Origin of the sequence: Sphingomonas sp. IC081, from assembly GCF_006874585.1 — a bacterium.
GTDB lineage: Bacteria > Pseudomonadota > Alphaproteobacteria > Sphingomonadales > Sphingomonadaceae > Novosphingobium.
This window is the reverse complement of record NZ_CP029762.1, coordinates 898,123-911,063: the sequence shown is the minus strand read 5'-3', so window position 1 is coordinate 911,063 and position 12,941 is coordinate 898,123. Positions and strand designations below refer to the sequence as shown.

The following is a 12,941-nucleotide window of genomic DNA, read 5'->3' as shown; positions in this document are numbered from 1 at the left end:
TTCCGTCATAAAGTCGGCAATTTTCAAGCGCGTTTCGGTTCGGATCATTCACTGGCTGCGTTCGCATGGGCCGAGCGCTGCAAGGACCATGCGATAGTCCGCATAAGCCTGCTGCTTGGAGGGAAAGCTGCCTGACACGTAAGCACTTTGCGGCGGCGAAGCCGGCATGAAACAGGCAAGGTTGTACCATTCGAGGGTGTCTCTGGCAGGGGGACGCAGATCGCCTCCCGTCACTTCCGAAAGCGAGACGCCCCAAGTCTCGGCCTGGCCGGGCAGGTGGCGAACGGCGATGGTCACCGGCCCCTTTTTCGTATCGAGGAAGATCTGCGTGCGCCCTTGCCCTGCAAGATTGCCCGGAACGTAGCTGAGTTCCCTGACCCCCGTGACCGGGGCCGGGGCGTGCGGCGAGACCAGAGCACGAAGGACGGCGCGCAGCCGATCTTCCCGTTCCGGCGACCACAGTTGCTGTGCCGTAGGTTCCACCAGCTTTATTTCCTCGGGGCGGCCGGGAACGGGCGAGGCGAAAAGAAACACATCCTTGCCTGTCAAATCGGCGCTGCCTTGGCCTGGCGCCACCGGCAGGTCGACCAGATATCGCAGCGAGCCCCCGATCCCGCTCTGGCCGTACAGCAGCGCCTTGGTGCTGGCTTCTGCATAGTAGCGGCGATGGCTTGGCACCAGTGCGCCTGGCGTCGAGGTCGGCACAGGCTTCATTTGCGTTACCCTCGCCAGTACGACCAGATCGGCCTTTTGGGAGAGCTCTACCGTGTCGACGTATGTTCCCTGATCCGCCGAATGGGAGCGGACCTGAGCCGGAGCGGCGCTCGGCGCGAGCGAACAGGTGGCGGCCGCAAGGCCGATCAGCTGGGTTGAGAGGCGGGGGGGCATGGTCAGGGGTTCCGCTGAAAGGACATGGAGGCGGGCGACAGGAACGTGCGTTCAGGGCTAGGCGGCGTGGACAAAGGCAAAATCCGCCCCGGTCGGATGCTGGAACACTCGTAGGCCGAATTCGGGCATGATCGCGATGAGATGATCGAAGATATCCGCCTGGATGTCCTCGTAATGCGCCCAGGCAGTGGTCGCGGCAAAAGCGTAGATCTCAAGCGGCAGGCCGTGTTCACCGGGCGCGAGTTGGCGGACCAGCAGGGTCTTGTCTTCGGCGATGTCCGGCCGGGCTTTCAGATAGGCCAGCACGTAGGCGCGGTAGGTGCCGATGTTGGTGAGGCGGCGTGCGTCGAGGATTTCCGAGGGTGCGTTCCTTTCGTTCCAGTTGCGGACCTGCGCCTGACGGTCGCGCAGATAGTCGCCAAGCAGGCCGAAGCGCGCGACCTTGGCGAGACCCTCATCATCGAGAAAGCCGATCGAGGTCTGGTCGATCATGAGCGCACGCATGATGCGGCGGCCGCCCGATTCCGACATTCCCCGCCAGTTCCGGAAGCTTTCCGTGATTAGCCGATGCGTGGGGATGGTGGTGATGGTCTTGTCGAAGTTCTGAACCTTCACCGTGTGCAGCGCGATATCTATCACATCGCCGTTGGCGTCGAGCTTGGGCATTTCGATCCAGTCGCCCACGCGCACCATGTCGTTGGAGCCGATCTGGACCGAGGCGACCAATGAGAGAATGGTGTCCTTGAACACCAGCAGGAGTACGGCAGCCATCGCACCAAGCCCCGAGAGGAGCAGCAGCGGGGACTGGTTCATGAGCGCCGCCAGCACGAGGATCGCGGCGGCGGCATAGACCAGCAGGTTGGCAACCTGGACATAGCCCTTGATCGGCCGGTTACCTGCATCGGGCCGCCGCTGGTACAATTCGTTGCCCAGCGTCAGCGTTGTCGTCACAGCCAGCGCCAGGGTGAGGATGATGAACGCGGCGCTCAGGCTGTGGACGAAGGCGACCAATTCGGCCGGCAATCCGGGGACCGCGGCGATTCCGGACTGGACGATCAGTGCGGGCAGGATGTTGGACAGGCGCGCGACGATGGCACCGACATGCTGCGCTTCGGCCTCGAACGGGCTGCGGCCGAGCAGCCGCAGCACGCCTTTCAGGACGATGCGCTTGGCCACCCAGTTCGCAAGGCAGGCGCCTCCGGCAAGGGCGAGGAGCGTGAGGCCCGTCTGCATCCAGGGCTCGCGGGCCCAGGGCATGTTGGTGCCGGCGAAGACGATGGTCGATACGAAAGGCTGGTCAGGCAAGGGAGAATACTCGAGACGGGAGGCGGAAGGGGCTTCAGGTGCGCGGAAGGGGTTTTCCCGCGCTTTCGGGTGTGAAACGCAGCGCCAGCAGGCCGCAGAGGCAGGCGGCGATCATGACATAGGCGGGAACGAGCGGATTGCCCGTCACATCGATCAGCCAGGAATTGAACGCCGGCGCGGTTCCTCCGAACAGCGAGGTGGAAAGATTGTAGGCAAGCGCGAAACCCGCAAAGCGAACCGGTGTCGGAAAGAATGCCGGAAACGTTGCCGAGATCGTGGCGAGTTGCGGCACATAGAGCAGGCCAAGCAGGACGTAGCCGATCGCGGTCGGCGCCGTGCCCAGACCCATGAGATGGTAGAGCGGGATGACCAGCAGGATCAGCCCCAGCAGCGAGAAACGCCACATCGGCTTGCGGCCGATCCGGTCGGACAGCGAACCGGCCAGGGGTAGGAGAACCATCATGAACACCATGCCCGCGATCGGTACCATCAGCGCGGTGTCGGTGGCGAGGCCCAGCCGGCGTTCGAGATACGTCGGCATGTAGCTGAGCAGCGTGTAGTTGACGACGTTGAGCGCAATGACGAGGCCGCTCATCGCCAGAAGCGGGCGGCGATGGCGCTTCAGCAGGTGGCCGAGGCCTCCATGGCCGGCCGGGCTGTCGTCGCGGTGTGCTTCCGCTTCCTGAAACAACGGCGTTTCCGCCATGCGCGCACGCAGGTAGACGCCGACAAGGCCGAGCGGCCCGGCGAGCAGAAACGGCAGGCGCCAGGCCCATTGGCGCATGGCCTCCTCGCCCAGCGCCAGCGAAAAGCCCAGCATCAGCAGGGCGCCCGCACAAAAGCCCGCCAGCGTGCCGACTTCTAGGAAACTTCCATAGAAGCCGCGCTTCTCGTCCGGGGCGTACTCCGCCATGAAGATGGCGGCACCGCCATATTCGCCGCCCGTGGAGAAACCCTGGAGCATGCGCATCGCGATGAGGAGGGCCGGCGCCCAGACGCCGATCGCAGCGTAGGAGGGGATCAGGCCCACGCCCACGGTCGCCCCGGCCATGAGCAGGATCGTCAGCCCGAGAACGGCCTTGCGGCCATAGCGGTCGCCGAGCGGTCCCCAGAAGAGGCCGCCCAGTGGGCGAACCAGGAAAGAGATCGCGAACGTGGCAAGCGCAAACAGGGTGGCGTCGGCAGTGTCGCCGGGAAAGAGCGCGGCGGAGATGTAGCTCACACCGTAAGCATAGATGCCGTAGTCGAACCATTCGGTGGCATTGCCGATGGCAGAGGCGGCGATCGCCCGGCGCAGTGCGCGTGGACTTGCTGACAGGTTTGCAGATGGGCTGGCGGGTTTGGGGATGGGCGGGTTCAATGGGTGCTCCCTGTTTTGGTTTGCTCAGCCGATCCGGTCGCCGGATCCAAGGCGAGGGGATCAAGCGAGGCGGCCAGCGGCGACGTGCGCGGCAGGATGACGAAGTCTTCCTGCAGATGAGCCGGCACGGGCTCGGATCTGGCCTGCCGCATCAGCGCAAACGAAAGGGCAGCGCTGGCGCAGGCGGCGATGAACAGGAACAGGCCCGAAGCTCCGGCCAGCGCCACTGCAAGAGATCCGATCGCCGGACCGGCCGCTGCACCCAGCGAATAGACAAGCACGAGGCCGCCGCTTGCCGCCACGCGCCGGTCCGCGGAGAGGTGATCGTTGGTGTGCGCCACGCACAAGGGATAGAGCGCGAAGCTCAGTCCGCCGAACAAGGCGCCCAGACCAAGCAGCAACGATCCGGGGGCTGCCGCAAGGACGATCGTCAGCGCTGCGGCAAGCGTACCTGCAAGAACGAGCACGATCACCTTGCGCCGGTCGATACGGTCGGACAGCCAGCCGAGCGGCCATTGCAGGATCACGCCGCCCAGGATCACCGCACTCATGAAAAGGGTGGTATCGGCAAGGTCCATGCCCAGCCGGCGCGCGAACACCGCACCGAGTGCGTAGAACGCGCCGAGCATCATGCCGGTCAGTCCTGCGCCGACCATTCCGAGCGGGGATGCCTTGTAGAGTTCGGCAAATGGCAGCGGGGCCAGTGCGCCGGTATCGGGTGCGGCGATACGGGTAAGGAGCACCGGGATCGCCGCGACGGAAACGAGGATCGAGCCGATCAGCAGCGGCATGGCCGGATTGCCGGCGCCGAGGCGGATCAGGAATTGCCCCGCCGCCTGCCCGCCGTAGAGCAGGATCATGTAGCCTGTCAGCACTACGCCCCGGCGCTCGGGACTGGCCCGTTCGTTCAGCCAGCTTTCGATGCAAACGTAGATCCCGGCGAGGCAAAGCCCGTCGACAAGGCGCAGCGCTCCCCAGAACAGCGCGTGGGTATAAAGCGCGTAAGCGAGGGTGTCAGCGCTCAGCAGCGCCACGAACGTCGCAAAGGCGCGGATATGGCCGATGCGGCCGACAAGTGCCGGAACCCGGATCGAACCCAGGGTCAGGCCAGCGAAATAGGCCGTGCCGACAAGACCGATCGTCAGGGCACCGCTTCCCGACCGCTCCAGTCGCAGGGCGACGAGCGTGTTGAGGAAGCCGCCCCCCGCCATCAGCAGGAAAATGGCGGCCAGCAAGCTGCGGACAGGAAGAATGGCGCTGAGCATGAAACGGCCCCCCTTGCTGCCGGTCGCGGCAGCAAGGGGGCTTTCCCATCAAGCCGCGGCGCGGTCGGTCAGGGCGTCGCTCTCGACGAGTGCCGCGTGCAGCGCCTGGATCGCGCCTTCGAAATCCGCCGGATCGACGATGAACTGGATGTCGACGCCCTGGATCTGGTGCTGGAGCGCGACAAGACCGATGCCCGCCCGGTCGAGCGCGGCGAGCGCGCGCGGCACCAGTGTCGGTTCGGACAAGGCGCTGCCGATCACCGATACCATCGCCACTTCCTGCGCTGTCACTTGCGCGCCCGGCCATTGCCGGCGCAAGTCCTCGACGATCCGTGCAGCCTGTTCGGCACCGGTTCCGCTGAGGTAGTGGGTAATCGTATTGGCGTTGGAGCTCTTGCTGACGATCCAGGCGCCATGGCGCGTGAGTGTTTCGAGGATCGCGGCGTCGTAACCCTTCTCCCCCACCATGTCCTGCTCGAAGAACTGCAATGCCTGGACCGAGGCGAGCCCGGTGACGATTTCCACGCGGGGCGTTTTCGAAACGAAGTCCCCTTCGATCAAGGTGCCCTCGTCATGGCGTTCGAAGGTGTTGCGAACCCTGAGCGGGATGCCCGATTGGCGCAGGCCCCGGCCCGCGCGCGGATGGATGGCTTCCATGCCGAGATTGGCGAGCTGATCGGCGACGTCGTAGTTGGTGCGACCGATCTTGCGCGCCCGCTCTTCACCCACAAGGCGCGGATCGGCGCTGGAGAGATGGAACTCCTTGTGGATGATGGCTTCGCGGGCGCTGGTGACGACGGCAATGCGCGAAAACGTCATTTCGGAATAACCGCGCGCGTAACGGCGGACCATTCCGCCCTCGCAGCCTGCGTATCCAGTGACGATCGGCATTTCGCGCGACAGGTCTATGGTGTCGAATGCGGCGTGGATGCGTTCATCCAGACTGACCAGATCGTCGTGGTTCCAGACGGAAAGGTCGACGAAGACGGCGTTGACGCCGCGATCGCGCAGCAGCAGCGCGGTAGAGTGCGCGGCATGAGCTTCGCCGAGCCCTGCCAGCATCTCGCGCACGGTGCTCATCTGTTCACTGAGGCAGAAATGGCCGCGACTGCGCAGCCGGTCGAGATCCTCGAGGCAGGCATCGAGCGTCGCAATCCGCGCGGCCACGAAACGGTCCGCTTCCTCGCGGCTTTCCGGGCGGGCGAACATCTCGGCATTGCGGGCCCACATCGCGCCGAGCACGTCGGTCAGGGCCGTGCGCCAGGCACCCGGCGTTTCATTGCGGAGAAAATGACCATGGACGCCGGGGGCGCCGGTCTTCTTGTTTTCGAGCAGCAGGTCGGTCATCCCGGCATAGGCAGAGACAACGAAGATCCGATTGTAGAGCTCCGCGCCCTCCCGCCCGGCGATCAAGACGTTTTCGAACACGGTGGAGGTTGCCGCCATCGATGTGCCGCCGATCTTTTCGACGCAGTGTGTTCTCGTCATGCCGGTGCTCCCTGGGTAATGCCGCCAATCGGGCCGGAAACCGGCGTGATGGGACGAACGAAGCGGGTCGCAATGAATTCGGGGCGACGGGCAGGGGCCGCGAAGGGATCTTTCAACCGGTTGCTGACCGCGTTGTAGACGAGGAACGCATTGGCGCGGGGGAAAGGCGTGATGTTGCCGTTCGAACCGTGCATCGTGTTGCAGTCGAACAGCACCACGGTGCCCGGCTTGCCGACAGGGGCGACGATCCCGTGCCGATGGGCCAGTTCGGCAAGGCTCATCTCGTCGGGCACGCCATATTCCTGGCGTCGCAGGGACTGGCGGTAGTGATCGGGCGGGGTCTCGCCGACGCAGGAGACAAAAGTGCGATGCGAACCGGGCAAGACCATGAGCGGTCCGTTGTTCGGCGTGTTCTCGGCCAGCAGGACCGACATCGACAGAGCCCGCATGGAGGGCATCCCGTCTTCGGCGTGCCAGGTTTCGAAGTCGGAATGCCAGTAGAATTCCTTGCCCGCGAAGCCCGGCTTGTAGTTGAGCCTCGACTGGTGGAGATAGACTTCATCGTCGAGCAGGAAGCTGGCCACGCCCGCCAGTCGCGCGTCGGCAACCAGGCGAGCCATCACCGCGCTCTGCAGATGGATTTCGAAGATCGAGCGCACTTCGCGGCTGCCGGGCTCGATCACGACCGTCTCATCCTTGAGGCCGGCCGGATCGGCCAGAAGGCTTCCGGTTTCGGCCTGCAGGGCGGCGACTTCCTGCGGTGAAAACACGTTCTCCAGAACGAGGAAGCCGTCCCGGTCGAATTGTTCGATTTGTGCCGCGCTCAGCGGCGCCTGCGGGGTCCAGTCCCGGCGCGCGACGGGTTCGCCGCGCGGCAACAGCCGGGGTTCGCTTGCGCACCGGGTCGGATAGAGATCCTGCATCTTGAACCTGTCCCTCCCTGTTCAGTCCGCGAGCGCCGGGTAGGCGCCGTTCTCGTCGTGCACCTCGCGGCCGGTGACCGGCGGGTTGAAGGCGCAGGCACACAGGATGTCCTGCGTCGGCCGGACGATGTGGCGGTCATGGGCGTTGAGCGCATACATCACGCCCGGCTTCAGTTCGTGGGTGAGCCCGGTGCCGAGATCCTCGATGGTGCCGGTGCCCTGAAGGACAAGCACGGCTTCCAGGTGGTTCTGGTAGTGCATGTGCAGTTCCTCGCCCGCGAACATCGTCGTGACGTGGAAGGAAAAGCCCATCTGGTCGTCCTTGAGCAGCAGGCGGTCACTGACCCAGCCTTTGCCCTCGACGTGGCGGTCGGACGTGCGGATATCTTCGAGATTGCGAACGATCATGCGTGAATTCCTTTTGGTGGGAGGAGGCTCAGGCCGCGACGCCGAGCGCGTGCTGCTCGGCCGAGGCAGGCAGCGCCTCGGCGACGGCTTCTTCCAGAATGTCGAGACCGGCATTGAGCACGGCATCGTCGATGACGAGCGGGGCAAGCACCTTGACGATCTCGTCATGCGCGCCGCTGGTCTCGATGATGAGCCCCTGCGCGAAGCAGGCGGAGGTGATCTTCGCGGCGATCTCGCCGCTCCCCACGTCAATTCCGCGCATCATGCCCCGCCCGCGCGTCGAGAGACCATGGCGCGTAGCCATGCGTTCCAGCCGCCGCTCCAGGATATCGCCGCGCCGGGTGATATCGTCCTGGAAAGCGGGATCGGCCCAGAACTCGCGCAAGGCGGCCGTGGCGGTGACGAAGGCGTGATTGTTGCCGCGGAACGTCCCGTTGTGCTCGCCCGGCGCCCACTGGTCGAGGTGGGGGCGCATCAGCGTGAGCGCGAAAGGCAGGCCCATGCCCGAGAGCGATTTGGCAAGCGTCACGATGTCGGGTGTGAAACCCATTGCATCGAAGCTGAAGAAGCTGCCGGTCCGCCCGCAGCCGGCCTGGATGTCATCGACGATCAGCAAGGCGCCATGCTTGCGGGCGATCGCGGCAATGCGGCGCAGCCACTCAGGCGATGCCGCGTTGAGGCCGCCTTCGCCTTGCACGGTCTCGACAAGGAAGGCGGCGGGTGAGTCGAGCCCGCTCGAAGGGTCCGACAGGCGCTGTTCGAGCAGGTCCGCGGTATCGACGTCGGGTCCGTAGTAGCCGTCGAAGGGCTCGTGGCTGACGTGGCTCAGCGGGACACCGGCGCCGCTGCGTTTTCCGGCATTGCCGGTGCAGGCCAGCGCGCCCAGGGTCATGCCGTGGAAACCGTTGGTGAAGGCGATGACCATCTCGCGTCCGGTCACCTTGCGGGCCAGCTTGATGGCCGCTTCCACCGCGTTGGTCCCGGTCGGCCCGGTGAACATAGCGCGGTAATCGAGCCCGCGCGGCTCCAGGATTATGTCCTCGAACGCGCGCAGGAACCGGGTTTTGGCCTCGGTATGCAGATCGAGCGCATGGGTCACGCCGTCGCGCGCGATGTAGTCGATCAGTGCCTGCTTCAGTACCGGATGGTTGTGACCGTAGTTCAATGAGGAACAGCCCGAGAGGAAGTCGAGGTAGCGCCCGCCCTTGCTGTCGTGCAGCCATACGCCTTCGGCGCGGTCGAACTGGCGCGGCATGGCGCGCGAATAGCTGCGCACCTGCGATTCTCGGCGGTCATAGATGCTGGTGTCCGGCGCATCGGCGCTCGGTGTGGGAATCGTCGTCATGTGGAGGAAACCCCCTGTTCGTTTGGAAGTGACGTTCAGTTGGACGAATTGAAGGGCAGGGGGGCGATGCACGCCTGCCATTCGGTATCGTGTGCTCCGGCAAAGTGGCTTTCGCGATCGAAGCGCACGGAGCGGGTCAGCACGGCGCCGTGGCGCCGCGCGAAGGCCGTGAAGAGGGCCCAGGAAGCCGGATTGGCCTCGGTAATGGTGGTGGTGAGTTCGCAGGCGCCGCGCGATGCCGGGCGCACGATCAGCGCGTCGAGCATGCGCCCGCCGAGGCCTTGGCCGCGCGCTTCGGCCGCGACGGCAACCTGCCAGACGAACAGCCGCTCGGGATGCGAAGGAGGCCGATAGGCGGAAATCCAACCGACAATGCGGCCGTTCCTCTCGGCAACGACGCAAGTGCCGGCGAAATCGCTGCACTGCAGGAGATTGCAATAAGCCGAGTTGCCGTCGAGCGGCGGCGAGGCGGCGATCAGTGCGGAAACGGCCGGTCCATCCTCTGCTTTGGGTTCGCGCAGGATAATCGCTGCGCCCGCGTCCACTGAAGTGCGACGGCCGACGGCGTGCGCGCGGATCGGGCCCGCGGAATCGCTCCGCAGGCGGGCATTGTTTACATCATCATCAAATATTACTTCACCCTCCGAAGCACGTTCGCGTGCTTGGCTGTTGCCATGTCATCCGTGGTTCTCGGCCATTACCATAGGCATTACGAGAAGATGCGCAACAGTACGGAGTCGAAAATGACCTCTCAAAGCTGTCATTGAAGTGCAATTAATTCGACAATCGAAGCATCTTCACGCTTGGCGCAAACCCGCAGGAAAGCTAGCTGTCGGGCATGGAAATCGACCTCACGCCGGCGGCCCTTCTGGCCCTGCGAAAAATTCTTGACGCGGCCGAGTTGGAGAACCGGAAAATGGCTGCCGCGACGGGCCTGACCTCCTCGCAGGCATTGGTGCTGCGGCAGATCGGCGGCCATGAGACGATTACGCCGAGCGCCGTCGCCAGCGTCCTGGGCTTTGGGCAGGCGACGATCACCAATATTGTCGATCGTCTCGTGGCAGCGCAGCTCGTAACGCGAACGCGCGGTCTTGCCGATAAGCGGCAGGTCCTGTTGCAGGTCACCGAACTGGGGCGGGAAAAGCTCAGGGCTTCGCCGTTTCCGCTCCAGATGCGCTTCAGTCAGGGGTTTGCCGGTCTTGCTGCCTGGGAACAGGCGATGATCCTGGCCGGGCTCGAGCGGCTCGATGCCTTGCTCGCGCCCGAGGTGGCAGGCCCGAACTGACAGAGCGGCTTGTTCCCGGCAGCGGCGATAGGCGGAACAATCCAGAGCGGGGAGAAATATCGGACTTGCCAGGTGGACATCCAGCCGGTTGAGCGTGATGTGGCGCGAGGCCGCCTGTGAATAGTTCTTCGTCGGCATGGTCCTGAAGCGGAAGTTTGGCGACATCGCATTGCCAAGTTCTTCCTCACGATCGGCGCGCTACCGATCGGCGCTTCGGTCGGGAGGGAAGGGCCCACTGTCCAGATTGCGGCTGCCGTGATGGGCCGCATTCACAAGATATTCCGAATTCCTCTGAAATCGTCGGTTTACATCGCTGGCGGTGCGGCAGGCGTCGCGGCTGCCTTCAACACGCCGCTCGCCGGAGTGGCATTTGCGATCGAGGAACTGGCCGCAGCCTACGAGCAACGCATGACCTTGTCAGGTCGTAAACGCATAAACGGGACCATCGAGGTTTGATGGCAAAATGGCCCAGCGCTGCGTCGGGAAGTCTTGAAATATCGACATAGTCCTGCGCCTCCTCTCCTTGAATTGACGGGTTTTGCCTCCGGTCGTGACCTCGAGGAATTTGTCCACGCCGCCTAGCGAAGCCATCTCCCTTGCGGCCACCACCCCCGTCCTGAGGGCGCGGCAATTGCCCTCGCACCGGCGCTAATGGTGCGGGGCGCCCTTTGCGTCCGAGGCGGCGCCCTTGCGGCGGTTTTCCCTCGCCAGAACATCCCCAAGCACGGGACGCGGCTTGGCCGGTCGCCATTTGCGCGCCTGCGATGACGCCTTGCGCAAACGCGCGCGGACGGGGTGCACGGCGGGCATCTCGCCACATTCCCGGTGGCTTCTTCTTCGCGCGATCCAACCGATTGGACTGCCTAGGCTCCTTCGAACTGGGCAAATTCCAAGGAGGTTGTGAACATGAGAGGCGAACGGACAAACGGCGCGAGGAGGGGCGCAAGGAGCGGCGCAACGATGCGCTCCATCACCAGACATGCATTGCTGTGCGCAACGGCGATCCCGGCTCTGTTGCTGGCCGGATGCGCCGATGGCGTGGGCTTCAAGCTGGGCGCCGGTGGTTCGCCGTCCGGACCTGGCAGTCCCAGCGGACCCAGCGGCCCGAGTGGCCCCAATGGTCCGACCGGCCCCGGCGGTCCGACTGGCCCCGATGGTCCGACCGGCCCCGGCGGTCCGACCGGCCCCGATGGTCCGACTGGCCCCGGCGGTCCGACTGGCCCCGGCGGTCCGACTGGCCCCGGTGGTCCGACTGGCCCCGATGGTCCGACTGGCCCCGGTGGTCCGACTGGCCCCGATGGTCCGACTGGCCCCGATGGTCCGACTGGCCCCGGCGGTCCGACTGGCCCCGGCGGTCCGACTGGCCCCGGCGGTCCGACTGGCCCCGGTGGTCCGACTGGCCCCGATGGTCCGACTGGCCCCGATGGTCCGACCGGCCCCGGCGGTCCGACCGGCCCCGGAGGCCCGACCGGTCCCTCGGACCCGTCGTCGTCCGGCTATACCGGGCCGATCGCGGGGGTGTCCGTCGGCGACGGCGCGCTATTGGGGCCGAGCGGTTCCGGCACGCTGATCGACGTCAATCTGGCGCCTGCGACGACGACGGCCAGTGGTGGCGGCCTGGCGGTCGATCTGCTCACCGGCGACGGCAATGTCGTGGCCGTCAACCTGCCCACCATCACCGCGCAGACCCAGGCGGTCCTGGCGCCGGTCGGCTCCCTGACCGGAGCGCTGCTCGGCGATCAGGTCGGCGGCACCGTGACCCAGCTCACCGACGGGCTCTCGCCGGTCGTCGCCACGGTGACGTCGACCGTCGACGGCATCGCTTCGCCGGTGCTGGGCACGGTGAACGGGTTGCTGGCCCCGGTCGTGGGTGAAGGCGGCGTGCTGGCGCCGGTGACCGCGCCGCTTGGCGGGCTGGTCGATGGCCTTACCGGTACGCTTGGCGGCAGCGGCGATCCGGCGAGCAGCTACAATGGACCGCTCATCGGCCTCGACCTCGCCGACCATGCCATTACCGGGGCCAGCACGGCGGATACCCTTGCCGGGGTGAACCTGCTGTCCAGCGATCCGGGACTGGTGTCCGGCCAGCTGGTCACGGCCGACGTGCTCTCGGACGGCAAGGTGCTCGACCTGACGCTGCCGACCACCAGCGAGGCCGTCGTCGCCGGGCTGGCGCCGGTCGGCAACCTGGCGGGCGCGTTGCTTGGCGAGCAGGTGGGCAGCGGGGTCGACCAGCTGGCCGGCGGTCTGGCGCCGGTGGTGGCGACGGTGACGGCAACGGTCGATACCGTGGCCGCGCCGATCCTCGATACCGTCAACGGCTCGCTGGGAGACCTGACCGGGCAACTCGGCACGGCAACGGGAGCGGGCACGGACGCCGGTTCGATCCTCGCGCCGGTCACGGGCGTGGTGAGCACGGTGCTGGGGGCGGGTTCCGGCGGCGATGCGCTGGCCCCCGTTACCGGACCTGTTGAGGGTGTGCTGGGCGGGCTGGGCACCGGTTCCACCAGCACCGAGCCGCCGCTGGCACCGGTGACCGGACTGCTCGGGGGGCTGCTTGGCAGATAGTGTCCTGACGTGCTCGGTGCCCAGGAACCCCCGATGGCCGAGCACGTCACACCCCGGTTGTTGACGGGGTGGGGTGAGGGGGCGGCCCGGTGTCTCCGGCCGCCTC

General features: G+C 65.8%; 11 protein-coding genes and 1 pseudogene. 3 read left to right on the top strand and 9 right to left on the bottom strand.

What is annotated here, in order from left to right; all coding sequences use genetic code 11:
• Nucleotides 1-48: 48 nt before the first annotated feature.
• The 9 genes from DM450_RS22125 to ectA all read right to left on the bottom strand — a co-directional run bounded on the left by DM450_RS22125 (nt 49) and on the right by ectA (nt 9,506).
• Entirely contained in the window at nt 49-888 is an 840-nt protein-coding gene (locus DM450_RS22125; RefSeq protein ID WP_142639169.1) for a hypothetical protein, read from the bottom strand.
• Between the two features lie 57 nt (nt 889-945).
• Entirely contained in the window at nt 946-2,121 is a 1,176-nt protein-coding gene (locus tag DM450_RS22120; RefSeq protein WP_260610662.1) for a mechanosensitive ion channel family protein, read from the bottom strand.
• Nucleotides 2,122-2,227: 106 nt separating this feature from the next.
• The gene (locus DM450_RS22115) at nt 2,228-3,553 is read right to left on the bottom strand and encodes an MFS transporter (protein ID WP_409529369.1); all 1,326 of its coding nucleotides are present in this window, start codon (nt 3,551-3,553) and stop codon (nt 2,228-2,230) included.
• Nucleotides 3,550-4,818, bottom strand: a complete 1,269-nt coding sequence (locus DM450_RS22110) for an MFS transporter (protein WP_142639167.1) — start codon at nt 4,816-4,818, stop codon at nt 3,550-3,552. The genes DM450_RS22115 and DM450_RS22110 overlap by 4 nt, the downstream gene beginning before the upstream one ends.
• Nucleotides 4,819-4,866: 48 nt before the next feature.
• A complete protein-coding gene (locus DM450_RS22105; protein ID WP_142639165.1) occupies nt 4,867-6,306 on the bottom strand; it encodes an aspartate kinase in 1,440 nt (479 codons plus the stop codon).
• On the bottom strand, nt 6,303-7,229 hold the full coding sequence (gene thpD / locus DM450_RS22100; RefSeq protein WP_142639163.1) for an ectoine hydroxylase: 927 nt from the start codon (nt 7,227-7,229) through the stop codon (nt 6,303-6,305). The genes DM450_RS22105 and thpD overlap by 4 nt, the downstream gene beginning before the upstream one ends.
• A 21-nt stretch (nt 7,230-7,250) precedes the next feature.
• Nucleotides 7,251-7,637 (bottom strand): ectoine synthase, encoded by a 387-nt coding sequence (locus tag DM450_RS22095; RefSeq protein WP_142639161.1) that lies wholly within the window; start codon nt 7,635-7,637, stop codon nt 7,251-7,253.
• 28 nt (nt 7,638-7,665) lie between these two features.
• Nucleotides 7,666-8,982: a diaminobutyrate--2-oxoglutarate transaminase gene (gene ectB / locus DM450_RS22090; RefSeq protein WP_142639159.1), complete on the bottom strand. Its 1,317-nt coding sequence runs from the start codon at nt 8,980-8,982 to the stop codon at nt 7,666-7,668.
• Between the two features lie 35 nt (nt 8,983-9,017).
• Entirely contained in the window at nt 9,018-9,506 is a 489-nt protein-coding gene (gene ectA / locus DM450_RS22085) for a diaminobutyrate acetyltransferase (RefSeq protein WP_142639520.1), read from the bottom strand.
• Between the two features lie 314 nt (nt 9,507-9,820).
• Between ectA and DM450_RS22080 the strand changes: the two genes are divergently transcribed.
• The 3 genes and pseudogenes from DM450_RS22080 to DM450_RS22065 all read left to right on the top strand — a co-directional run bounded on the left by DM450_RS22080 (nt 9,821) and on the right by DM450_RS22065 (nt 12,835).
• Nucleotides 9,821-10,267: a MarR family winged helix-turn-helix transcriptional regulator gene (locus tag DM450_RS22080; protein ID WP_142639157.1), complete on the top strand. Its 447-nt coding sequence runs from the start codon at nt 9,821-9,823 to the stop codon at nt 10,265-10,267.
• A gap of 120 nt (nt 10,268-10,387) precedes the next feature.
• Nucleotides 10,388-10,684, top strand: a pseudogene (locus DM450_RS22075) (chloride channel protein); the annotation flags it as partial.
• 1,101 nt (nt 10,685-11,785) lie between these two features.
• Entirely contained in the window at nt 11,786-12,835 is a 1,050-nt protein-coding gene (locus DM450_RS22065) for a hypothetical protein (RefSeq protein WP_260610516.1), read from the top strand.
• Nucleotides 12,836-12,941 lie beyond the last annotated feature (106 nt).

Coding starts and splice junctions, on each gene's coding strand:
- DM450_RS22125 (WP_142639169.1), bottom strand. CDS start 888: ATGCCCCCCCGCCTCTCAACCCAGCTGATCGGCCTTGCGGCCGCCACC.
- DM450_RS22120 (WP_260610662.1), bottom strand. CDS start 2,121: ATGCAGACGGGCCTCACGCTCCTCGCCCTTGCCGGAGGCGCCTGCCTT.
- DM450_RS22110 (WP_142639167.1), bottom strand. CDS start 4,818: ATGCTCAGCGCCATTCTTCCTGTCCGCAGCTTGCTGGCCGCCATTTTC.
- DM450_RS22105 (WP_142639165.1), bottom strand. CDS start 6,306: ATGACGAGAACACACTGCGTCGAAAAGATCGGCGGCACATCGATGGCG.
- thpD (WP_142639163.1), bottom strand. CDS start 7,229: ATGCAGGATCTCTATCCGACCCGGTGCGCAAGCGAACCCCGGCTGTTG.
- DM450_RS22095 (WP_142639161.1), bottom strand. CDS start 7,637: ATGATCGTTCGCAATCTCGAAGATATCCGCACGTCCGACCGCCACGTC.
- ectB (WP_142639159.1), bottom strand. CDS start 8,982: ATGACGACGATTCCCACACCGAGCGCCGATGCGCCGGACACCAGCATC.
- DM450_RS22080 (WP_142639157.1), top strand. CDS start 9,821: ATGGAAATCGACCTCACGCCGGCGGCCCTTCTGGCCCTGCGAAAAATT.